The sequence below is a fragment of the Yoonia sp. KMU-150 genome (assembly GCF_056858355.1).
This window is the reverse complement of the sequence record NZ_JBXEQF010000002.1, coordinates 129426-151565: the sequence shown is the minus strand read 5'-3', so window position 1 is coordinate 151565 and position 22140 is coordinate 129426. Positions and strand designations below refer to the sequence as shown.

General features: G+C 63.8%; 26 protein-coding genes. 11 read left to right on the top strand and 15 right to left on the bottom strand.

Annotated elements, in window-relative coordinates; translation table 11 throughout:
* Positions 1-32: 32 nt before the first annotated feature.
* On the bottom strand, positions 33-557 hold the full coding sequence (locus AC04PH_RS13540; RefSeq protein ID WP_483066348.1) for a c-type cytochrome: 525 nt from the start codon (positions 555-557) through the stop codon (positions 33-35).
* 121 nt (positions 558-678) lie between these two features.
* Between AC04PH_RS13540 and AC04PH_RS13535 the strand changes: the two genes are divergently transcribed.
* On the top strand, positions 679-1518 hold the full coding sequence (locus tag AC04PH_RS13535) for a prephenate dehydratase (protein WP_483066347.1): 840 nt from the start codon (positions 679-681) through the stop codon (positions 1516-1518).
* A gap of 37 nt (positions 1519-1555) precedes the next feature.
* Here the strand turns inward: AC04PH_RS13535 and AC04PH_RS13530 are convergent, their stop codons facing one another.
* Positions 1556-2023, bottom strand: a complete 468-nt coding sequence (locus AC04PH_RS13530) for an SRPBCC family protein (RefSeq protein ID WP_483066346.1) — start codon at positions 2021-2023, stop codon at positions 1556-1558.
* 231 nt (positions 2024-2254) lie between these two features.
* On the opposite strand from AC04PH_RS13530, the gene ispH reads away from it, so the two are divergent.
* Genes ispH through rnhA form a run of 5 tightly spaced genes read left to right on the top strand, consistent with a single transcriptional unit; the run spans position 2255 to position 5158 of the window.
* Positions 2255-3205: a 4-hydroxy-3-methylbut-2-enyl diphosphate reductase gene (ispH, locus tag AC04PH_RS13525; RefSeq protein ID WP_483066345.1), complete on the top strand. Its 951-nt coding sequence runs from the start codon at positions 2255-2257 to the stop codon at positions 3203-3205.
* Positions 3206-3210: 5 nt separating this feature from the next.
* Positions 3211-3663 carry a YdeI/OmpD-associated family protein gene (locus AC04PH_RS13520; RefSeq protein WP_483066915.1) on the top strand — a complete coding sequence of 151 codons (453 nt, stop codon included), beginning with the start codon at positions 3211-3213 and terminating at the stop codon, positions 3661-3663.
* On the top strand, positions 3660-4109 hold the full coding sequence (locus AC04PH_RS13515; protein WP_483066344.1) for a DUF3429 domain-containing protein: 450 nt from the start codon (positions 3660-3662) through the stop codon (positions 4107-4109). Before AC04PH_RS13520 ends, AC04PH_RS13515 begins: the two co-directional genes overlap by 4 nt.
* Positions 4109-4702 carry a class I SAM-dependent DNA methyltransferase gene (locus tag AC04PH_RS13510; RefSeq protein WP_483066343.1) on the top strand — a complete coding sequence of 198 codons (594 nt, stop codon included), beginning with the start codon at positions 4109-4111 and terminating at the stop codon, positions 4700-4702. The genes AC04PH_RS13515 and AC04PH_RS13510 overlap by 1 nt, the downstream gene beginning before the upstream one ends.
* Entirely contained in the window at positions 4703-5158 is a 456-nt protein-coding gene (rnhA, locus tag AC04PH_RS13505; RefSeq protein WP_483066342.1) for a ribonuclease HI, read from the top strand. It begins immediately after the preceding gene.
* A 297-nt stretch (positions 5159-5455) separates the two neighbouring features.
* Here rnhA and rpsU read toward each other — a convergent pair whose 3' ends face one another.
* Positions 5456-5662: a 30S ribosomal protein S21 gene (rpsU, locus tag AC04PH_RS13500; protein ID WP_339932682.1), complete on the bottom strand. Its 207-nt coding sequence runs from the start codon at positions 5660-5662 to the stop codon at positions 5456-5458.
* Positions 5663-5770: 108 nt separating this feature from the next.
* Between rpsU and AC04PH_RS13495 the strand changes: the two genes are divergently transcribed.
* The 3 genes from AC04PH_RS13495 to AC04PH_RS13485 all read left to right on the top strand — a co-directional run bounded on the left by AC04PH_RS13495 (position 5771) and on the right by AC04PH_RS13485 (position 9236).
* Positions 5771-6469, top strand: a complete 699-nt coding sequence (locus AC04PH_RS13495) for a COQ9 family protein (RefSeq protein ID WP_483066341.1) — start codon at positions 5771-5773, stop codon at positions 6467-6469.
* Between the two features lie 23 nt (positions 6470-6492).
* On the top strand, positions 6493-7485 hold the full coding sequence (locus AC04PH_RS13490) for an NAD(P)H-quinone oxidoreductase (RefSeq protein ID WP_483066340.1): 993 nt from the start codon (positions 6493-6495) through the stop codon (positions 7483-7485).
* A 140-nt stretch (positions 7486-7625) separates the two neighbouring features.
* The gene (locus AC04PH_RS13485) at positions 7626-9236 is read left to right on the top strand and encodes a bifunctional helix-turn-helix transcriptional regulator/alpha/beta hydrolase (protein WP_483066339.1); all 1611 of its coding nucleotides are present in this window, start codon (positions 7626-7628) and stop codon (positions 9234-9236) included.
* Here the strand turns inward: AC04PH_RS13485 and AC04PH_RS13480 are convergent.
* The 8 genes from AC04PH_RS13480 to AC04PH_RS13445 form a co-directional block, all read right to left on the bottom strand.
* The gene (locus AC04PH_RS13480) at positions 9230-10213 is read right to left on the bottom strand and encodes a type II secretion system F family protein (RefSeq protein WP_483066338.1); all 984 of its coding nucleotides are present in this window, start codon (positions 10211-10213) and stop codon (positions 9230-9232) included. The genes AC04PH_RS13485 and AC04PH_RS13480 overlap by 7 nt on opposite strands.
* Positions 10214-10222: 9 nt before the next feature.
* Complete coding sequence (locus tag AC04PH_RS13475; RefSeq protein ID WP_483066337.1) at positions 10223-11182, bottom strand: type II secretion system F family protein; 960 nt, start codon at positions 11180-11182, stop codon at positions 10223-10225.
* Between the two features lie 11 nt (positions 11183-11193).
* Positions 11194-12588 carry a TadA family conjugal transfer-associated ATPase gene (locus tag AC04PH_RS13470; protein WP_483066336.1) on the bottom strand — a complete coding sequence of 465 codons (1395 nt, stop codon included), beginning with the start codon at positions 12586-12588 and terminating at the stop codon, positions 11194-11196.
* Between the two features lie 6 nt (positions 12589-12594).
* Entirely contained in the window at positions 12595-13797 is a 1203-nt protein-coding gene (locus AC04PH_RS13465; protein ID WP_483066335.1) for a CpaE/TadZ family protein, read from the bottom strand.
* Positions 13798-13808: 11 nt separating this feature from the next.
* Entirely contained in the window at positions 13809-14432 is a 624-nt protein-coding gene (locus AC04PH_RS13460) for a TadE/TadG family type IV pilus assembly protein (RefSeq protein ID WP_483066334.1), read from the bottom strand.
* Complete coding sequence (locus tag AC04PH_RS13455) at positions 14429-14917, bottom strand: TadE/TadG family type IV pilus assembly protein (RefSeq protein WP_483066333.1); 489 nt, start codon at positions 14915-14917, stop codon at positions 14429-14431. Before AC04PH_RS13455 ends, AC04PH_RS13460 begins: the two co-directional genes overlap by 4 nt.
* Entirely contained in the window at positions 14914-16356 is a 1443-nt protein-coding gene (locus tag AC04PH_RS13450; protein ID WP_483066332.1) for a pilus assembly protein TadG-related protein, read from the bottom strand. Before AC04PH_RS13450 ends, AC04PH_RS13455 begins: the two co-directional genes overlap by 4 nt.
* A gap of 80 nt (positions 16357-16436) precedes the next feature.
* The gene (locus AC04PH_RS13445) at positions 16437-16631 is read right to left on the bottom strand and encodes a Flp family type IVb pilin (protein WP_483066331.1); all 195 of its coding nucleotides are present in this window, start codon (positions 16629-16631) and stop codon (positions 16437-16439) included.
* 362 nt (positions 16632-16993) lie between these two features.
* On the opposite strand from AC04PH_RS13445, the gene AC04PH_RS13440 reads away from it, so the two are divergent.
* Both AC04PH_RS13440 and AC04PH_RS13435 read left to right on the top strand, forming a co-directional pair.
* Positions 16994-17845, top strand: a complete 852-nt coding sequence (locus AC04PH_RS13440) for a helix-turn-helix transcriptional regulator (RefSeq protein ID WP_483066330.1) — start codon at positions 16994-16996, stop codon at positions 17843-17845.
* A complete protein-coding gene (locus tag AC04PH_RS13435) occupies positions 17842-18339 on the top strand; it encodes an A24 family peptidase (protein WP_483066329.1) in 498 nt (165 codons plus the stop codon). Before AC04PH_RS13440 ends, AC04PH_RS13435 begins: the two co-directional genes overlap by 4 nt.
* Here the strand turns inward: AC04PH_RS13435 and AC04PH_RS13430 are convergent.
* The 4 genes from AC04PH_RS13430 to AC04PH_RS13415 are packed head-to-tail and all read right to left on the bottom strand — an operon-like array spanning position 18320 to position 22074.
* Complete coding sequence (locus tag AC04PH_RS13430) at positions 18320-19312, bottom strand: DMT family transporter (RefSeq protein WP_483066328.1); 993 nt, start codon at positions 19310-19312, stop codon at positions 18320-18322. The two genes, AC04PH_RS13435 and AC04PH_RS13430, sit on opposite strands and share 20 nt — an antisense overlap.
* Positions 19313-19354: 42 nt before the next feature.
* Positions 19355-20020: an alpha/beta hydrolase gene (locus tag AC04PH_RS13425; RefSeq protein WP_483066327.1), complete on the bottom strand. Its 666-nt coding sequence runs from the start codon at positions 20018-20020 to the stop codon at positions 19355-19357.
* Positions 20017-21120, bottom strand: coding sequence for a 3-isopropylmalate dehydrogenase (leuB, locus tag AC04PH_RS13420; RefSeq protein ID WP_483066326.1), 1104 nt, complete (start codon positions 21118-21120; stop codon positions 20017-20019). Before leuB ends, AC04PH_RS13425 begins: the two co-directional genes overlap by 4 nt.
* Positions 21121-21177: 57 nt before the next feature.
* A complete protein-coding gene (locus AC04PH_RS13415; RefSeq protein WP_483066325.1) occupies positions 21178-22074 on the bottom strand; it encodes a LysR family transcriptional regulator in 897 nt (298 codons plus the stop codon).
* Between the last annotated feature and the right edge of the window lie 66 nt (positions 22075-22140).

Genomic DNA, 22140 nt, shown 5'->3' with positions numbered 1-22140 from the left:
CGGCGGCCCAAATTCTGCGTGACGTGACGATCCTAGTCGTCGAGGCTGTCCAGCCAGGCGATGAGGGCCGCCCGATCTTCGGCGCTACGCATCCCGTTGTAGTTCATCGCGGTGCCGGGGGCATAGCCGCTTGGCTTTTCGAGGAATGCGTTCAGGTTTTCCGGTGTCCAGACGTCGGCCACGGCCACCAGCGCGCCGGAATATCCGAAACCGTCGACAGCGCTTACCTCGCGCCCGACGACGCCGTAAAGATGCGGACCGACACCGTTTTCGCCGTCTTCGACCACGTGACACGCCATGCAGGGGCGGAATTTCGCCTCGCCCGCGGCTGGGTCTGCTGCCGCCAGCAGTTCAGCGAACGGCGGGCCCTGATCGGCTTCCGCCTCAGCATCGCCGCTGCCTTCGACTTCGATGACGTAGGCCTGCTGATGGTCGTCCCCATGGCCGCCTGCGCCACTATGGTAGATCAGTTCGGCGGCCCAGCCGCCCAGCAAAAAGACCAGGAACGTGCCGCACAGGCCGCCCACCACCTTGGTCATCGTCATTGTGTCGAACATGTCGCGTTCCATTCCGTTCAATGTTTAGGCGGTATCTATCCGCTTCCCACGTCCGGTTGCAAGGTATAGTCCCGCGACCAAATGCCCTTTTTGGGCGCGTCCTTGGGGGGAGAGCGCGAAAATGACAGGCAGAATTGCGTTTCAGGGAGAGCTTGGCGCCTATGGCCATCAGGCCTGTGTCGAAACCCGCCCCGGGTTCGACCCCCTGCCCTGCGACAGCTTCACCGACGCGATCGAAGCGGTGCGCAAGGGCGATGCCGATCTGGGCATGATCGCGGTCGAAAATTCCACCTATGGCCGGGTCGCCGACGTGCATTCGCTGCTGCCTGAAAGCGGGCTACATATCGTGGACGAGGCCTTTGTGCGGGTGCATGTGAACCTGCTGGGCAAGCCCGGCGCGCGGCTCGACGGGATCCGCACCGCGCACGGGCATCCGGTGATCCTGCCGCAATGCGCGGTGTTCCTGCGCGACCATGGCATCGGCACGGTCACCTGTTCCGACAACGCCAAGGCCGCCCGCACCGTGGCCGAAGGCGATGATGTGACGCAGGCGGCGCTGGCGTCGGAACTGGCGGCGGAAATTTATGGGCTCGACGTGTTGGCCCGCCATATCGAGGATCACGACCGCAATACCACGCGATTCCTGATCATGTCGCGCGAGCCCGACTACAAGAAACGCGGAGATCATGTAATGATGACCAGTTTCGTGTTCCGTGTGCGCAACATTCCCGCAGCACTTTACAAAGCGATGGGCGGTTTTGCCACGAACGGCGTGAACATGACCAAGCTGGAAAGCTATATGATCGGCGGCACCTTCAAGGCGACGCAGTTCTATGCCGAGATCGAGGGCCACCCTGACGACCGCAACGTGCAGCTTGCGCTGGAGGAACTCGATTACTTCACCGACTATATGCACCTGATGGGCGTTTACCCGTCGGCGGCGCGGCGTCACGAACGCTAGGTCCTGTCGGCCCCGCCGGATCGTCTGCAAAGCAGGGTCACTGACCCTTGCGATAATCCTCTTCGGTCGTATCGGCAAAGCCCTTCACGCGGCTTTGGAAACGTGCGTTCAGATTGGTTTTCGCCAGCTTGAGAGACTGCAACAGCAGACGCGCCGACAGCGACTTGGCCGTCAGTTCCAGCCCCACGACGATCCGGGTACGTTTGGGTGACAGCGACACCAGTTCGACCTTGGCGATGGTGTCGAGACCTTGTGCGACCGTGTCGATGCGGATCGTGTTCGGGTTGTCGAGCGTGATGACCTCTGCCCGCATCTGCCGGTCCTTGTTACGGAACTTGAAGGCCACATCCCATGCGGTGCCGACGTCATGCGGCCCGGACCCGTCGAGCCGCGTGATCTGTGCACCGCGCCGCAGCGCCTGTCGCTCGAATCCGGCAAAATCGGTCGCGCGGGCGTAGACATAGTCGATCGGGGCTTCGATATCTTCACGGGTGGAGAATTTCATGGGTCGTCTCTTGGCGTGGCTGCTGTCCTGTGCGCCTGCCTTTAGCGCGGTTTTGTGGCGAAAGTGAGGGGCAATCACGCGCGAGGCCGGTTATTTGCGCCGGGCGTGACAAAAAGCGCCAAATCGAAAATGTCGTGCGGCGTAGCCGCTCCGCCAGGTCAAAACCGGCCCGACGGCTGGACGTAGCGGGGGCAAGGGCTTACCTGTAGCGCGAACCGCAAGGGGCTGCCGATGACCGCCAAACCGCTGACACTCTACCTTGCCGCGCCGCGCGGATTTTGCGCCGGCGTGGACCGCGCGATCAAGATCGTGGAGATAGCGCTCGAAAAATGGGGCGCGCCGGTCTATGTGCGCCACGAGATCGTGCACAACAAATTCGTCGTCGACGGGCTGCGCGACAAGGGCGCGGTGTTCGTGGAAGAGCTGGACGAGTGCCCTGACGACCGCCCGGTGATCTTTTCCGCGCATGGTGTGCCCAAGGCGGTGCCCGCCGCCGCCGCGAAGCGCGAGATGATCTATGTCGACGCCACCTGCCCGCTGGTCAGCAAGGTGCATATCGAGGCGCAGCGCCACGCCGACAACGGCTTGCAGATCATCATGATCGGCCACGCGGGCCACCCCGAAACGGTGGGCACCATGGGACAACTGCCGCCGGGCGATGTGCTGCTGGTGGAAACGCCACAGGATGTGGCGACGGTCGCCCCCCGTGATCCGGCGAAACTCGCGTTCGTGACGCAAACCACCCTGTCGGTCGACGACACGGCGGACGTTGTCGCGGCACTGCAAGCGCGGTTCCCGCAGATCGTCGGGCCGCACAAGGAAGACATCTGCTACGCCACCACCAACCGGCAAGAAGCGGTGAAGGCAATGGCCCCGAAATGCGACGCGATGCTGGTGGTGGGAGCGCCCAATTCGTCCAACTCGCGCCGTCTGGTCGAGGTGGGCGCGCGCGCGGGCTGCGGTTATGCGCAACTGGTGCAGCGGGAGGCGGATATCGACTGGCGGGCGTTGGAGGGGATCACTTCCATCGGCATCACCGCCGGGGCCTCTGCCCCCGAAGTCCTGATCAACGAGGTGATCGACGCCTTTCGCGCCCGCTACGACGTGACGGTCGAAATGGTGGAAACCGCGGTAGAGAACGTCGAGTTCAAGGTGCCGCGCGTGCTGCGCGAACCGGCGTGAGCGTCATGGCGGAGTATCACAGCTTCACCGGCGAAATCATCACGATGGAATGGGGCAAGAACGTCTATACCGTTCTGCCCTTGCCGATTGACGTCTCCGACGCACTGGCCCGCGAGGGCGCGAAACGGGTGGAGGGCGAGATCGGGGATCATCCGGTGAACCTCGCCCTGACCAAGGCCCCGGTGATCGACGCGGTGTTTCTCTACACCGGCAAGGCGTTCCTGCGCGAGGCCGGTCTGGCACCGGGCGAGGAGATCGACGTGCGGTTGCGCATGGCCCCTGAACAGGAGGTCGAAATGCCAGAAGATTTGACGCTGGCCCTGCGGCAGGCCGAAGCGACCGACCGCTGGAATGCACTGACGCCGGGCAAACAGCGCGGGCTGATCCACACGGTCACCTCCGCCAAGCGCGCCGCGACGCGCCAGACCCGCATCGCCAAACTGATCGCGGACTTATGACACAGATCCCCCGATCCGCGCTGATCCTTGGCCTTGCGGGCTTGCTGCCATTTCTGTTCGGACTGGCGACGATGCTGTCGCCCGACCTCGGGCTGTGGGCGCAGCAGACGCTGGGCGGGCGGTTCGTCGGCCCCTATCTGCAACTGGCCTACGGCACGGTGATCCTGTCGTTCATGTCGGGTGTGCTTTGGGGGTTCGCCACGAAAGCCACAGGACCGCTGGCCACGATGGGCTACGGTTTGTCGGTCATACCGGCGCTTTGGGCGTTCTTCATGGTCGGCGGCGGGCCGGTCGCGGCGGCGATCAACCTGATGGCGGGGTTCGTCGGGTTGCTGCTGCTGGATTGGCATTTCTGGCGACTGAACCTCGCCCCGCGCTGGTGGATGTACCTGCGCGTGCTGCTCACGATAATCGTTATCCTGACTCTTGTCCCGGTGGTGATCTGATGGTCGATGCAAAGACGATCCACTTCTACGACACGGCGGCGGACCGCTATGACAATCTGACGGCCAAGGACGCGCCGGATGCGCATCTGCTGGCTTTCATGGCATTGCTGCCTGCGGGTGCTGCCGTCCTCGATCTGGGCTGCGGTCCGGCGCGCGCCTCGGCGCATATGCGGGACGCGGGGTATCATCCCGATCCGGTCGATGCCTCCACCGGCATGGTTAGGCTGGCGAACGAGACCCACGACATCGGCGCGCGGCTACTGACATTCGACGACATCGACATGGTTGCGGCCTACGATGGGGTCTGGGCGAACTTCTCACTGCTGCACGCGCCACGTGCCGATCTGCCGCGCCATCTGGCCGCGATCGCCACGGCGCTGCGGGACAAGGGCGTGCTGCATATCGGCATGAAAACAGGCGAGGGCGAGGACCGCGACCACATCGACCGCAAATACACTTACGTCACCGTACCGGAGTTGCGCGGCTTGCTCGAAGACGCAGGCTTCGCCGTGCTGGGCATTGACGAGGGGCGCGAAAAAGGGTGTGCAGGCACCGTCGACCCGTTCGTCGTGATGCGTGCCAGAAAGCAGTAAATGCCCGACCTCTATGCCTACACAGACGGTGCCTGTTCCGGCAATCCCGGCCCCGGCGGCTGGGGCGCGATCCTGATCGCGAAGGATGGCGACAAGGTGGTGAAGGAGCGTGAGCTGAACGGTGGTGCCGCGCTGACGACCAACAACCAGATGGAATTGATGGCGGCGATTTCGGCGCTGGAGGCGCTGTCGCGCGACAGCAGGGTGACGGTCGTGACGGACAGCTCCTACGTGAAGGACGGCATCACCAAATGGGTCCACGGCTGGAAACGCAACGGCTGGAAGACCGCAGCGAAAAAGCCGGTGAAGAACGAAGAACTTTGGAAGCGTCTGGACGCGGCGGTGGCCCGCCATGACGTGACTTGGGTATGGGTGAAAGGCCACGCGGGCCATGCGGAGAACGAGCGCGCGGACGAGTTGGCCCGTGCGGGGATGGAACCGTTCAAGGACAAGTGACTGTTTCGCATGCGAAACTTTTTATGTGCAGCGCACTCTAACGGCGTGTTAACCTTGAATATGCTTTTGAAAACAGCGGGATGATCACGGATTGCCGGGTGTTGCGTTGCCACCTGCGGGCAACGGTCGCACGGGTAAGTTGCGATTGGCCCGGCAGCGCCGGGCAGCGTCCGACCGCCCCCAAGGGCGGACGCTTCGCTTACCGCCCGCGGTCGCACACCGCCCTGTGTTGCACAAAACAAAAACCCCCGCAGTAAACTACGGGGGTCTTTTGTCGTCACGTTGATCGGGGGTGCCTTACAGCAGACCCTCACGCTGCGCTTTCTTGCGCGCCAGCTTGCGCTGACGGCGAATCGCCTCGGCCTTTTCACGGGCCTTGCGGATCGACGGTTTTTCGAAATGCTGCTTGAGCTTCATTTCACGAAAAACGCCCTCACGCTGAAGTTTCTTCTTCAGGGCACGCAACGCCTGATCGACGTTGTTATCACGAACACTTACCTGCATGTGGTTTTCACCACCTCTCTAAGTTGGATTTGCAATGATTTGCAGGAACTGGGCATGTAGCAACTCTGCCCTAGTTTGTCTAGGGTAACCGCCAAAGGAGCAACCGCCATGCAACCGCCTGTCGATCCGATGAAAACCAAGCTGCTGGATGCGATCCTGCCGCATGTGGCGTTCGATGGCTGGGCGCAATCGGCGTTCGACGCGGCGGTCAAGGAGGTGAGGATGGATCCGGCCCATGCCCGCACGCTGTGCCCGCGCGGGGCGGTCGATCTCGCTGTCTTGTATCACCAGCGCGGCGATGCGGCGATGGTAGAGGCGCTGGAGGCGGCGGACCTGTCCAACATGCGGTTCCGCGACAAGGTGGCCCATGCGGTGCGGCTGCGGCTCGACGTGATCGGCGACCGCGAGGTCGTGCGGCGCGGCACGGCACTGTTCGCGCTGCCGCATCTGGCACCGATGGGCGCGTCGCTGATCTGGGGGACGGCGGACGCGATTTGGACGGCGCTTGGCGACACTTCGGACGATGTGAACTGGTACACGAAACGGGCGACGCTTTCGGCGGTTTACGGATCGGTCGTTCTGTTCTGGCTGGGCGACCAGAGCGAGGGTCAGGCGGCGACGACCGATTTCATCGACCGGCGCATCGACAACGTGATGCAGTTCGAAAAGCTGAAGGCGGGGGTGCAGGACAGCAAGGTGCTTGCCCCGCTGACCGCGCCGTTGGGCAAGCTGCTGGGCATGGTGAAGGCCCCGCGGCGGATGCCGGACATGAACGACCTGCCCGGCATGTGGCGCGATCCGCAGTAACCCACCTTGCAAAGGCCACGACGATGACACTGCCCGATACCACCCGCGTGATCGCAATCACGGCCCCCGGCGGGCCGGAGGTATTGGAGGCGCAGACGCGCCCGATGCCAGAGCCGGGCCATGGCGAGGTGCTGATCCGCGTGGCCTATGCCGGGGTGAACCGGCCCGACGCATTGCAACGGGCGGGGATGTACGACCCGCCGAAGGGGGCGAGCCCGATCCCGGGTCTGGAATGTTCCGGCGAGATCGCGGCAAAAGGTCCGGGTGTGACGGACCTGGCGGTGGGCGATCAAGTCTGTGCCCTCTTGCCCGGCGGCGGCTATGCCGATTACGCGGTGACGCCCGCGGCGCACTGTCTGCCGGTGCCGGGGTCACTGTCGCTGAAAGAGGCGGCCTGCCTGCCGGAGACGTTCTTTACCGTCTGGTCCAATGTGTTCATGCGCGGCGGACTGCAGGCGGGCGAGCGATTTCTGGTGCACGGTGGATCGTCGGGGATCGGCACCACGGCGATCCAGCTTGCGCGCATTTTCGGCGCGCGGGTGTTTGCGACCGCCGGGACGGACGAGAAATGCGCGGCCTGTCTCGATCTGGGGGCGGAACGCGCGATCAACTACAGGACGGAAGATTTCGTGGAGGTGCTGCGTGAGGCAGGTGGCGCGCACCTGATCCTCGATATGGTTGGCGGGGATTACATTCCCCGCAACATTCGCGCGCTCGCCGATGACGGGCGGCTGGTGCAGATCGCGTTTCTGGGCGGGCCGAAGGTGACGCTGAATTTTGCGCAGGTGATGACCCGGCGGCTGACGATCACCGGATCGACGTTGCGGCCGCAGTCCGATCTGGCCAAGGCGCGAATCGCCGACGCGCTGCGCGCGCAGGTCTGGCCGCTGCTGGAGGCGGGGCGGATCGCGCCTGTGATGGATCAGGAATTCGACCTGACGGATGCCGTCGCCGCCCATGCCCGGATGGAAAGCAGCGCCTATATCGGCAAGATCGTGTTGCGCGCTGGCGGCTGACGCCCGCATCTTCCGCGCCGGGTTTTCACCAATCTTGACCGCAAACGGCGCTTTGGCCGATACTCGCGTCACCCATATGGGTGTTTTTTCGCACTGAATATTGCGCATATTTTTGTCAGAACCGATTTTGGTGAGGACCCATGCCCAATACCGAAGAAGACCTGCAAGCCATTCTGGAAGAGGTCTTTGCCCTAGTGCCCAGCGCCGAGGCGATCACGTCGTCGCGCGAGGTGGTCGAGACCTATCTGCGCAATTCCCCGGACCTCGCCAACAAGATCAAATGGGCCGAATTCGACAGCAAGGGCAATTTTGTGCGCTCGGGCACGTCGCATTTCGACGCGATGTACACGCAGATCGACAGTGACTGGCGCAGCGACACGACCGTCATCGAGATGATCAACCTGATCAAGGACCGGGCCCTGTCGCCGGGGCGGCTTGTCGGCTCGCTGACGCAGGACGGGCATTTCTGGTGTGTGCCGACGCTGGCGCGCAGCGGTGCGGCGATCCCCGAAAACCGGATGCGGGTGCTGCTTTTGACAAAGCGGCTGTTCATGGACCTGTTCGACATATTCAACGACAGTGCCGCGCTGACCGGTGCCGAGAAAAACGTGCTGTTCCAGCTTCTGACCGGATTGAACCCGTCGGAGGCGGCGCTGGCAGACGGGCTGGCGGTGGAGACGAAACGGTCGCAGTTGAAGAAGGCTACGGCCAAGCTGGACTGTTCCAGCCAGCGGGATGTGATCCGGCTGATCGTGGGGCAACTGGTGCATCTGCTTTATATGTGCGAGGCGGAAACGTCGGATATTGCCTGCGTCGAACGGTTTACCGCCGATTTCCTGCGCGAGGATGTCACGCTTTCGGTGGCGCGTCTGCCCAACGGGCGGCTGATCCGCTATTGGGAATGTGGACCGGAGAACGGCAAGCCGCTGTTGATGATCCACGGCTATATCTTTCCGTTCGTGATCCTGAATGCCGCGCCGGAGTTGCGGCGGCTGGGCTATCGGCTGATCATTCCGGTGCGCGGCGGCTATCTCGACGAACAGGCGCAGGCGGCGGCCTATCACCAGAATACCCTGCAGGACGAGACGGTGGCCGATCTTGCCGCCTTTGCCAAAACACTCGGGACGGGGCCGATCCCGGTGCTGTGCCAGGGCACGGGCGGATATTACGCGATGCTGATGGCCATTGCGCACCCCAAGCTGTTCGACCGGATCGTGGTCACCACGATCAACCTTTTGAAAGGCGACGACCGGCCCAAATCGGCGGGCGGCAAGTTTCTGAACGGGTTGCGGCGGCTGGCATCCGAAAACGGCATGTACAAAGTGGTGACCCAGCAGTTTCACCGGCGGGTGTTCAGCAACGAGACCGCGACACGCATCGTGTTCCGCCGTCTGTTCGCGGGCTGTCAGGGCGATCTGGATGCGCTGAACAGCGTGGTCGGCAAGGGTGACGCATTCGTCTGGTATCGGGCGCTGCACGCCGGGTCGATGCTGGGGATCGCCAGCGATTTCAACCTGATGTCATACCCTGACGACAACATCCTCGCCAGTGTACCCGAGACGGTGGCGGTGAGTTTCGTGCACGGGTCCGACGATACGTTCACCTCTGTCGCACAGTTGCAAAAGCATCTGCTGGCCCGACCGAGCGCGGCGTTGACCGTCATCGAAGGCGCGGGCCAGTTCGCCGCCGCATCGCATACGCGCGTGTTCTGGGACCATGTCGCAAACGGTCTGGCCGCGTCCGATCAGTAGATCGCCATGTAGCGGATGATGATCGGCGTGAGGGTGATCAGGAACAGCGCGGGCAGCATCAGCATCGACATCACGCCGGACATCTGCACGGGCAGTTTGTTGGCCTTTTCCTGCGCTGCAAGTTCCCGCATCTCGCGCATTTCGGCGGCGTAGGTGCGCAACGCCTGCGTCAGACTGGTGCCGAACTGCATGGATTGGGTAATGACGAGCGCGAATGCCTTCGCCTCTTCGATACCCATCCGTTCAGCCATGTCGAACAACGCGGCCTCGCGGTCGCGACCGGCCTGGGTTTCGACCTGGTAGAGCAGAAATTCATAGGCGATTTCGGGGGACACACGGGCGAGTTCCTGCCCGACGCGGGTCATCGCGGCATCGAAGCCCAGGCCTGCCTCGATCGCGATCTGCACCAGATCGAGCGCGTTGGGAAACGCGGCCCTGATCTTGGCCTGACGGGCCTTGATCCGGCTGGAAAGCCAGAGACCGGGGCCGTAGAACCCGATGGCGGCCCCCACGGCCGCCATTTGCAGCAGGCCCAGGCGCGGGATGCCGGCCAACCGTTCCGCCGCAGCCGCGGGCAGCAACCCGGCGCGGTCGAGCGCGATGGCCCCGAACACCAGAACCGGGGGCAACAAGGCCAGCAGCAGGCGACCGAGAAAGAACATCTCGACCGCGTCGGACCGGTCGAATCCGACGTTGCTGAGCTGGAAACGGATTTGCGCCCGTTCCGACGGATCGTCGGGGATCAGCGCCTTTTTCCAGCCACCCGGTGCCGCATCACGGGATTTGGTAAGGCTGTTGCCCTGACCCTCGGCCACTGTGGACATGCGCCGCATGCGCGCCGCCGTCCGGTCGCGCATCCCGTAAAGGCCCGCGACACCGCACAGGAGCAACACCAGTGCCACCCCTGCGCAAAAGAGGATCAGCCGTTCAGGGTTTGCGAAGGACAGGACACCTGTGAGATCGGAGGATGACAGCATGGGGGGGCCTTAAATCTGGAAGGTCACGAGCTTGCGCAGCGCCAAGAAATTGGCGGTGACAAGTGCGATGATCGAGTAGGCGATAGGCATGAAAATCGGGTCGTCGCTGACGGCGCCGTAGTAGTCCGGCGCGGAGAGTGACGTAGCGACATATATCACGACCGGCAGGGCAGACAGCAGGTAGGCCGAGATCCGCCCCTCTGACGAAATTGCGCGGATGCGGCGGCGCATGACGATCCGGTCGCGCACCACCTTGGACAGCGTGCCCAGCATGTCCGCAAGATTGCCGCCTGTGCCGTTCTGGATGCTGATGGAGACCGCCAGATAGGCCACGTCTTCCTGCCCGATCCGGTCGGCCAGATCGTTGAAGGCATCCGACAGATAGTCGCCGTGGTTGATCTGTTCGGCCAGTTGTCGGAACTCGGCCCCGATTGGGTCGGCCATGGTGCGGCCGACATTGGCGACCGTCGCGCTGACCGGGTGGCCTACGCGCAGGCCGCGCATCATCAGGTCGAGCGCGTCGGGAAGCTGCCGCGTGAAGGCATCGACCCGTTTGCGATAGCGCGCCTGCAGGACAGTGACCGTGAGCCAGCCGGACACGGCTAGGCCAGCGACGACGGCGATCAGGGGCGGCAGGACACGAGTGAGAATCGCGGCGAGCAAGAGGCCGATCACCACCGCCCCCAGAGCGAAAAGGAACCCTTTGCCTTCGAGCCCGGCCCGGCGCATCAGCTGTCCCGGATTACCGATCCATGGCAGGGTCAGCCTGTCGTCCGTGCCGCCCTGTTTGCGCAGTAGGGCTGTCGCCGTGCTGTACCCGCTTTGTCCGTTCATGCCGCGGATGCGGTTGAGCGCCGCTTTCTCCTGCCCGTTTTCTGGCGCGAAGATCAGGCGCAGGGCGACTGAAGTCAGCAAGAGCGAACTGATCCCGCCGACGATGAGGATGGTCGAGAAACTAACGGGAACCATAGCTAATGACATCACGCCACCCCGTCGCGATTTTGAAACGCATCGAGGCCCAGGTCGACGCCGGAGGCCGTCAGCGCCTCGAAACAGCGGGGCCGGATCCCGGTGGCCATCAGACGGCCCTGCACGTTGCCCGCTTCATCGACGCCCATTTTGCGGAACACGAAGATATCCTGCATCATCACGACATCGCCTTCGAGGCCGACGATTTCGGAGATGCTCATCACCTTGCGGCGACCGTCGGACAGACGGTTGAGCTGAACGACGAGTTGCAGGCCCCCTGCGATCTGGCTGCGCACGGCCTGCATCGGAAAGTCGCCGCCGATCATCGTGACCATCTGTTCCAGTCGGCTGACCGCGTCGCGTGCGGTATTGGCGTGGATCGTGGTCATGGAGCCGTCGTGGCCGGTGTTCATCGCCTGCAGCATGTCGAACGCCTCGTTGCCGCGGACCTCTCCGACCATGATCCGGTCGGGGCGCATCCGCAGGGCGTTCACAAGCAGGTCGCGCTGGGTGATCCGGCCCTTGCCCTCGGCATTGGCTGGGCGGGTTTCGAGCCGGACGACGTGATCCTGTTGCAGCTGCAGTTCGGCGGCGTCCTCGATCGTGACCATGCGGTGCCGTTTGTCGATGAAGGCGGACATGGCGTTCAGCATGGTGGTCTTGCCCGACCCGGTGCCGCCGGAGATCAGCACGTTCATCCGTCCGTTCACCGCCGCCTGCAGAAACGACGCCGCCGGTTTCGACAGTGCGCCGTGCTCGACCAGCGCCGCCATATCCAGCGGCTTGCGAGAAAACTTGCGGATCGACAGGCTGGGGCCGTCGATGGCGCAGGGCCGGATAATGGCGTTGACGCGGCTGCCGTCCTCAAGCCGGGCATCCACCCAGGGCTGGCTTTCGTCGATCCGGCGACCGATCCGGGACACGATCTTGTCGATGATCCGCAGCAGGTGGCGTTCGTCGCGAAACTGCACCTCGGTCCGTTCCAGCAGCCCGCCGCGTTCGACGTAGACGTGGGTGGTACCGTTGACGAGGATGTCGCTGACCGACGGATCGGCCAGCAATGGCTCCAGCGGGCCGAGGCCCAGTACCTCGTCCAGCAATTCGTCGATGAGCTTCTGGAACGTTTCCGCTGGCAGGATACGGTTTTTTTCCTGCAGATAGCCTGCTGCGAGCGTCGCGATCTCACGGCGGATCTCGGGTTTGCCGACCTGATCCAGCATGCTGAGGTTCAACTGATCGAGCAGGAGTTCGTGCAGCGCAGATTTCAGGCGCGAGGTGTCGGCGGTAACGGCAGACGGGCGGGCGGTTGCCACGGAAGGCGCAGTGGCGACCGGTGTCTTGGGCGCAGCGGGAGCAGGAGCCTGCACCGGCTGCGGCGCGGTTGTCGTTTTGAAGGCGTTGAACATGGCTGGTTACTCCACCGTGCGGGGCTTGAAGGCCGATTTGCACAGGGCAGTCACCGCGCGCGCCATCGGCGTGCGCCGGGCGGACATGGCGACCGGCACGCCCATATCGGTGGCGCGGCGGGCGGCCTTTGTATCGTCCGGCACCCAGTGGGACAGCGGCCGCCCGATCAGGCGTTCCGCCTCCTTGTGCGCGGCCGACATCACCAGTGGTTTCTTTTCGTGGTTCATCACGATCTGGATCGGCAGGGTCATGTGCTCCTCTCCGATCAGGGTGATCAGGCGCGCGGTCCGCTTCACCGACGGCAGGGTCATGTCGGACACAAGCATCACGCGGGCCGCGCAGGCCAGCACGGGTTCCATCCAGTCGGTGACGGCCTGCGGCATATCCACGACGACGCGGTCGTAGCGGGCCAGCAGCGGGTCGAGCAGGGCCATGACCATCTGCGGCGTGATCGCGGTGAGCGGGGCGAAGACGTGGGGGGCGGTCAGCACGTCGATGCCGCTGTCGTGGCGGACCATCGCGGTGTCGAGAAAGGCAGGGTTTGCGGGTGTGGCGCCTGTGATCCAGGCCGAAGCGGGTTCCGAGTCGGGCAGGTCCAGCATCATCGCCAGCGCACCGTTCTGCACATCGAGATCGACAAGCGCGACGCGGCCCGGCCCGACCTCCTGCGCCAGCGTCACGGCGGTGTTCACCGCCAGCGTGGAGGCCCCGGCCCCGCCGCGCGCGCGCAGAAAGATCGTGAGGTCACCGCCGGTTTCGGACGAAACGGCGGGTGCGATGTCCGGCATCGACTGTGCGACCGGAAGCGTGACAGGCAGGATGTCATGCACCCCGGACTGTATGAACGTTGCGAGCGTTTCATCGTCGACGGGCGTCGTGCTGATGGCGATGCACCGCAGGGTGTCGCCATGGACTGAAAGCAGTGCGGCCACGGCGGCCAGATCGTCGGACTGGTCCGCCCCGCGTTCGAAGACGACGAAGTCGATGGCGGACCAGTCGGTCTGCCCGGCTTGCATGACGCTGTTCAGATCGCCCGCGACAGTGTCGCCGGACACGGTGTCGTCGTCGCACATCCGCGCGGTCATCATTTCGGCCAGGGCCGGGGTCTGTGCGATGATCAGGACGCGGGTGCGGGCGGACGCGGAGGGCGTCGGTGGTGCGACCGCCTCCGCGACCTGCCATTCGATCTGGCTTTGTGCGAGTGACATGATGAAACCTCCTATTTCAGGTCTTCGGCGGGGAGCGACGCGCTCATCGAGGGAAAGGTGAAACTCTCCCCCAGCGTCGCTGCGTTCTGCGCACCGGCGAAACTCGCCAGCGCCCCAAGGGGTGATATGAAATCGAATGGAAGGTCGGTGAGACCGACCGTGACGACGGGAGCATAGGGCGCACCCACGCGGTTGAGCGCGGGATCGAAGCTGTAGGTGAAGGCGAGATTCTCGACTGCAGCGTTCACTGGCAATAAGGGTGCGATTTGCGCAAAGATCGCCCCGCTCGTAGGGTCGGACACATTGCCGGTGCACGTCACGGTGTCGGCCGGTGCGCACAGACCCTGCCGCGCGGTGCAGGGCGTGCCGTTAGGCAGATCGACGGACAGCGCCCCGATCAGACCGCGCTGGTTGGTCGATGGTACGTCGGCGCAGGCGGCGGGCCGCACCACGGCCATGCGCACAGCGGTTTCCGTCGCTTTTTCCGCCAGCACGTTACTGAAGCCGAGGCGGGCAAAATCAATCAGCCCGAAGAACAGGAACAGGAAGACCGCCAGAACCACTGCGAATTCGACCAGCGTGGTCCCGTCGTCATCATGCAGGGCACGGCGTATGAGGGCGGCAAATCGGGTCATGATCCGACGATCCGGGTCTGGTCGGTGACGTAGGTGGTGACCGGATCGAGATTGAGACCGACGAGCGAGAACACCCCCGCAAAGGGATAGGTGATCGTTAGCTGCGCAGTGACCTGGGCCACAGGGGCCGTGCCGCTGCGATAGTCGCCGGTGGCGCAGGTCAACGATGTGGTGACGCCGTCGACCGTGACGGCAGAAGGAAAAAGGCTGTCGCCCGCGTGGGTGGTACGCACGATCTGCGTCAGTGTTACGTCCCAGTCGGAAATCGCGGCACCGGAAGTGCAGATCGACCGGTCTGTCACACGGGACAGGTAACGAGTGGCATCGCGCACGCCGGTGATCGTGGTCTGGTAGGACCAGAAGGTGCGCGTGCCCTCCACCGTGAGCGCCAGAAAGATCAGCAGGCCGGGCAGCAGAAGGCCGAATTCGACCAGCGCGCCGCCCTGATCGTCGCGACGCAGGGCCTGCAGGACGCGCCGGGTCACTGGACCAGCCGTACGATATCACGCACGTCCGTATTCAGGTTGCCTTTGCCGCAGGGGCCGCCGAGGCAGGCCGAAATCTCGACCTTGAGAGTGCCGTTCTCGGCGGGGCCAAGGGCGAAGACCTCGAAGAACTGCTGCACCGGGGGAGTCGTGACCGTCGCATCGACGGATGCGGACAAACAGTCGATCCCCGCCACGACCATCACTCGGCGTAGCGGATCGTGATCGGCCTGTGGCGCACATTTCTGTGGAACGAAACCGCCCAGCAGCCCGCCAAGGAGGGATGGCGCCCCGGGGGTGGCGGCTGCGGCGATTTCGGCCTGATAGAATTCGAAACGGGTTTGCGCCTGCGGGTGCGGGTCGGTGCCGTCGTAGTGCGCGTCGACATAGGCCGCGCGTCCGACGGACCAGTTTCCGTCGCCCTGCACGCCGCAGGTGCCGGAAGCGATGCAGTCATCGACAGGCAGCCCCACGGCATCGCCACCACTGCCCAGCAGGTTCAGCGGCAGGCACAGGCCCAGAGAGTTGGTCAGCCCGGTGAGCACATTGGGTGCGGCGGAGAAATCCGGGTTGCCCGCAAAGCCCGCAGCGACCCCCTGAAACTGATCGAAGCGGGTGTTGAGCGATTGCAGCAGACCGGTGCCGGAGAGATTGGCGGAGATTTCCAGCCCGCCGCGCCCGGTGCAGGCGGTCTCGGGTTCGCGCGCGGCGAGCAGGCACGCCTGCAGGTCACCGCCAAGCAGACCGGCGCAAACTTCAAGCCCATCGAGGAGATTGGTCACGGTATCCACAGCCGCGATCTGGCCGGGAAGCAGGTTGTTCACGTTGACGGCGAAGTCGAGTTCAAGCGTCTGGCCGATGCTGGCCTGCGCGTCGAAGTCGATGGAGGGCAGGCAGACGGCGACAGGTGCAACATTGCAGGCCTCCAGTGAGAAACCGGCGGTCGCCATAGCGGAAACGGTGTTGTCGAAGGCGGGTGCGTTGCTGACCGCGGCGACCGCTGCGCCAAAGCCGGGGGCAACGGTGAAGTCATCGACGGCAGCGGTCACGAAGCGTGCCAGCCGAGGGTTTGTCGTCTCCAATGCCGCTGCGTACTGAAAACTGCCGTCGGCGGCAGGGCGAAAGAAGGTCAGGGTGGCGATATCGGCGGGCCTCAGCGCGGCACCGCCATCGGCAAAGGTCTGGGTGTCGGATATCAGCACGTCGGCGGCAGCGCGGGCGCGGGTGATCGCATCGGCGCGGCCATCAAGCTCTGCCGCGGCGGCGAGGCTGACGGAATCGGCAAAGGACTGGAGTTCGGATTGCGTGCTGGCCAGGCGGCCCGCATCGAAAATCAGGCCCATCAGGCCCAGAAAGACCACCAGCGACACCGCCCAGAACACCAACAGACCGCCGCTGTCGTCGCGGGCGAGAGAGGTGATGATCCGGGGGGTGCGCATGGGAAACAGGTTACTCGTTCAGGGCAAAAGAGAGAGCGGATCGCCGCGCCGTATTTCCGGTGCGGCAATACCGCGTTTGATCAGTTGGCCGGCGCCTGTGCAGGCAGTGCGGTAGAGGCCGCACCCATCGTGGCACCAACGTCGTTGCCGAGCGTCAGCAGTGCACCGGCACCCAGTGTCACGGCGAGGCCGAGCGCGATCCCGTATTCGACGAGGGTCGCACCTTCGTCACAGTGGCGCAGACGGATATAGAGGTTCAACATTTGGTCTTTCATTGCATTCATCCTTGTTGTGCGGCCCGTAAGCCGGCGAGCAGTTCAGGTGTTCAAGACACCCCGGGGAGTAAGCAGGTGCCACTATGTGCGACTGCCGATGAAAGCGAAGTTAAGCCTTTGCTACCTCGCGGGCATCGTTCAGATGGATGAGAGTTCGTGACCATTTCGGGGCAGGAATTGCCGGAATGTGCCCGAATTGCGGCAAGGCTTGACCGATTTGCAACCCTTGCGGGCATATGCCTGCCGCAATGAGCCCGCAGACAGTCGTCATCCCACAAACATGCCGCAATCCGGTCTTGGTCAGACCACCTGCGTTTCGGACAAGACGAGTCACCCGAACCAGTTTGATGCAGGAATTTCCGGTGCCCCTTCGTGAGTTCAAAGATCGTACACAGGTCATCCCGTTCGCAGACGCCACTGATTTTCATTTTCGCATCGCGCGCTGTTTCGCGCTGATCAACGGCTGGAACGCGGCGCTTGCGGGCCATGCGCTGGTGCAGGATGTGATCACCGTGCTGACCCGTCAGGTGCAGGGCGCGAACGTTGCCCTTTATCGTCTGCACAACAAAAAGGCGCATCCGATCGCCACCGCGGCGCGCGCGCTGGACGACGTAAAGCCGCGGGTCAGCAAGGGCGGCCTTGCGGCGATGCTGCATGCGGCCTGCCCCGAAAAGCTGGAACCCGGGTCGATCTGGCGGCTGACCGAATTGCGCAAGGATCCGGCCTTTGCCGAAAGTCCGTTTCTGGCGGAATGGGCCGGGCGTGACGACCTTGTCGAGGTGAGTCTGATCGTGCTCGAATCCACCGCGCGCCAGATGGACGTGATCGAGATCAGTTTCGATATCTCGCCCCGGCGGAGCCCGGAATTGCCGACGTCGATCATCACACAGGCGATGGCCGACGCCTGGGCGAACCGCACGCCGGGGCTGATTACCCGGCTGATCCGCAGCTATGGCCGGGTGCGTAACGCCGCGACAGAACCGACCGGCAGCAGCATTCTGGGCAGCGACAATCCCTGCGCGCTGAGCCGGGCGGAACGTCGTGTCTGCCAGCTGCTGGCCGGTGGCGATACCGCCGCGCGCATCGCGGACACGCTGAACGTGTCGGTGCCGACCGTGCGCACCCATCTGCGCAACATCTACGCCAAGACCAATACCAGCGGTCAGGTCGAACTGATCGCAGTGATCAACAACGAAACGGAGGCGGTCGCATGATGGACGCGCTTGCGACGACAATCTCCACCGGGTGGCTGCTGGTGCCGATCTTGCTGGCTGTGATCCTGTTCGATCTGCGGTTGATGAAAATCCCCAACGCGCTGGCGATTCTGCTTTGCGTGGTGTTTTTGGCGACCGTTCCGTTTGCGGTGCCGCCGCCAGACGTGATGCTGCGGCTGGCGATTGCGGGCGCGGTCTTTGCGCTTGGCATCGCGGGGTTCGCGCTGCGGCTGCTGGGCGGTGGTGACGTGAAGATACTGGCGGCACTGATGCTGTTCATCCCGCCCGACGCGCTGGCGCTGTGGATGTTCATCCTGTCGGGCGCGCTGCTGGCGGGAATCGCGGGGCTGACCGTCGTGCGTCTGGCATTACGCAGGGTTCCGACGCGCTGGCGCTGCCTGCATGGCCATGGCCGCTATCCGATGGGTTTGAGCATCGGACTGGCGGGGTTGATCTTTATTGGAATCGGAAACGTCAGTCCGATCTTTCTTTGACCGCCAGATGCACCAGGCGCGGCGGGATCAGCCCCTGCGCGCGCATCACCAGACTGACGCGCGGCGTGGTGCCGGTTTCGGACCGGGACCGGGTGCGCAGCACTGGCGTATGCTTGGACGCCCCGGCACGGGTTTCGCGCAGCACGATGTAAAGGCCCGACGCGATGATGATGCCGGCCCCGATGGCGGTGGGCGCGTCGATCACCTCGTCAAAGAAGAAAAAGCCGTAGATCGAGGCCCAGATGATCTGAGAATACTGCATCGGCGCGATGATCGCGGCCTCGCCCGACTGATACGCGACGATGATCATGCGCCCCGCGATCCATGCGAAAAGTGCGACGACACCCAGCATCCCCAGGTGTTCGATGGGCATGGGCACGTAAACCAGCGGCAGCAGGCAGGCCATGATGACGAAGTTGGTGACCATGGGATAAAGGAGCATAACCACCGGCCGTTCCTCTGCCCCGATCTTGCGGACGATGATGGACGCAAGCGAGCCGCCGAGGGCTGCCGCAAGGGCGGCGGCGTGGCCAAGCGTCAGTTCCGTGGCACCGGGGCGCAGCACCACAAGCACGCCGATCAGGCCGACGATGACCGCCAGCCAGCGGCGCAGGCGGACCTCTTCGCCCAATATCGGAATGGCGAGGATTGTGATCAGCAGCGGTGCGGCAAAGAGGATCGCATAGACCTGCGCCAGCGGCAGGACGGAAAAGGCATAGAAGGCGGACACGCCGGTGACGACCGCGGCGACGGTGCGCAGGGCCAGCCACCACGGGTGTTTCGGGATCAGGGTGCCGGGGGTTGCGTCACGCATCAGCATGACGGTGGCCAGTGGAAAGGACAGCAGCACCGAAAAGAACACCACCTGAATGGGCGAATAGACCCCGCCCAGCACCTTGATGATCACGTCGTGCGTGGCGAAGATACCGAATGCGGCCAGGGCGAACAGTGCGCCGCGCGCGTTGGGTGACATAGTCTTTATCCTTTCGGCCGGGTCAGGCTTGTGGGTGTCCTGTCAAAGATCGCCCGGCAATTCAACGCCCCCGTCAGGACAGGTGTAACCGGCGCTTTCCGTCATCACCGGGCCGGTCAGCAGGCCGTATTGCGCGATTTCGTCGGGGGTCATCTGATGCACACCGGCGGCCGGGGCCGCGTATATGGTGAACCAATAAAACGCATCGTCGCCCAGCATGTCTTTGATATAGCGACTGTTGGCGGTATGTTCCGGTGCGTCGCGCGGATAGTCGGCGGCATCCCTGACACCGTCCGACCACGAATGTACACCGATTGCGGCCCCCTGCTCCATCGTGCGTTCGACCCCTGCAAGAAAGAAATCGACCCCGCCAGATGCGATATCGCTTGTCGCGGTCAGATGTGTGTTCAGCCCAAGTTCCCGCACCTTGTAGGACAGCGGAATCATCGTGTCGTCATCCAACGAGCCCGGCACGACACATTCCACGATTGTCGTGATCTGCGGATTGGCAGCGATGACCGTATCGAACTGATCGTCCGTCTTGCTGTTGATCGCGCCCGCCATATAGAGCGTTTCCCCATCCACGGTGAACACGGTCGTCGTCGTGCTGTTCAGGTAGGTCATGTAGGCAAGTTCGGGTCCGCCGACGACCATAAACCCTACGGCCAGAACGGCGAACCCGGTCAGTGCGATGAGCCGCTTTTTCACAGCGATGCGTCAAGCGCCGCGAGGATTTCATCGCCCATTTGCGTGGTGGACAGCGGTGTGCCGCCTTCGGGTCCCATCAGATCGCCGGTGCGGGCACCGGAGGCGAGGACGGTTTCGATGGCTTTTTCCAGCCGGTCGGCCTCGGCCCCCTGATCGAAGGAATAGCGCAGCGCCATGGCGAAGGACAGGATGCAGGCGATCGGGTTCGCCTTGCCCTGCCCCGCGATGTCGGGGGCGGAGCCGTGCACGGGTTCATACATCGCCTTGGGCCGCCCGTTGGCCATCGGCAGGCCGAGAGAGGCGGAGGGCAGCATGCCAAGCGAGCCTGTCAGCATCGCGGCGCAGTCGGACAGGATGTCGCCGAACAGGTTGTCGGTATAGATCACGTCGAACTGTTTGGGCGCACGGACAAGCTGCATGGCACCGTTGTCGGCGTACATATGCGACAGCGCGACCTCTGGGTAGTCCGCGCTGACCTCCGTGACGACGTCGCGCCAGAGGATACCGGATTCCATCACGTTGGCCTTTTCCATCGAGCACAGCTTCTTGTCGCGCTTCATGGCCAGTTCGAACGCGGCACGCGCGCCACGCTCGATCTCGGCTTCGGTGTAGCGCTGGGTGTTCACGCCGACGCGCATGTTGTCTTCGGTGTGGATGCCACGCGGTTCACCGAAATAGACGCCCGACGTCAGTTCGCGCACGATCATGATGTCGAGGCCTGACACGATGTCTTTCTTCAGGCTGGAAAAATCGGCCAGCGCGTCGAAACACTGGGCGGGGCGCAGGTTGGCGAAGAGGTCCATTTCCTTGCGCAGGCGCAGCAGGCCGCGCTCCGGCTTCACGCTGAAATCGAGGTTGTCGTATTTCGGCCCGCCCACGGCACCGAGCAGGACGGCGTCGACCTCCTGCGCCTTGGCCATCGTATCGTCGTGCAGCGGCACCCCGTGCTTGTCATAGGCGGCACCGCCGACGAGATCTTCGGACACGTCGAAGGCCATTTCGCGCTTGTCGCCGAACCAGCCGATGACGCGCTTCACCTCGTCCATGACTTCGGGACCGATGCCGTCACCGGCGAGGATGAGAAGGGAGGGGTTCGACATGGGGCAATCCTTGGCTGACACGGGTTGCCGTGGGGGTAGCCCTTTGCGGGGCGGGGTTCAAGATACCAGCGGGGCCAGACCCTGCGCCAGCAGATCCCAGACGCGGCGGATGCGCGGGGTCTGGTGCATTGCGGCGTGGGCGGTCAGCCAGATCGGCAGCGGCGGGATCGGGAACGGGAGATCGAGTTGCCGGATCGTGGGGTCGGCCTGCGCGATGGAGCATTGTGCAAAGCCGATGCCGCAGCCCGCGCGCAACAGTTCCAGATAGGCGATGTGATCGTCGCAGCGGACATTGAAAAAATCGCGCCCAACGTCGAAGCCCGCGGCGGCGAAGCCCTCCCAGATGATCGGGTTCAGGTCGTAGCCGATGAAATCGTGGGTCAGCATGTCTGCTGCCGATTGCGGAGTGCCGTTCCGGGCGATGTAGCTTTCGGACGCGAACATGCCCAGTTCCAGATCGCCGATGTGCCGGGTGATCAGGTCGAGCTGCGTCGGGCGATACATGCGCACGGCGATGTCCGCCTCGCGATACAGCAGGTTCCGGCTTTCATCGGAAGGCACGAGTTCGATGGCGATATCGGGTTCTGCGCGGCGGATATCGGCGATGATCGCAGGCAGGTGATAGACCGAAGTGGCGGCACTTGCCGTGATGCGCACGGGGCCTGTCAGGCTTGCGGTCTGGCCTGCGGCGGTCAGTGCAATCTGGTGGATCGCGTCGCGCATCTGCCGGGCGGGGGCGACGAGGGCGGCACCGGTATCGGTGAGCGTGAGACCGCGCGGTTTGCGGTGAAAGAGGTCCGCCGACAGCTGCCGTTCCATCGTCTTGATCTGGCGGCCCAGCGTCGGCTGGCTCGCACCGAGTTGCCGTGCGGCGGCGGAAAGGCTGCCGGTTTCTGCCACGGCAAGGAAGGCCTGCACGAGCGACCAATCGAGGGTGTGGAGCGGTTTATCCATTCATTAATGAATATACCGTCTGCGTTTCGGCGCAATTTCTTTTCGTCTGCGCATGGGCGAGGTTGA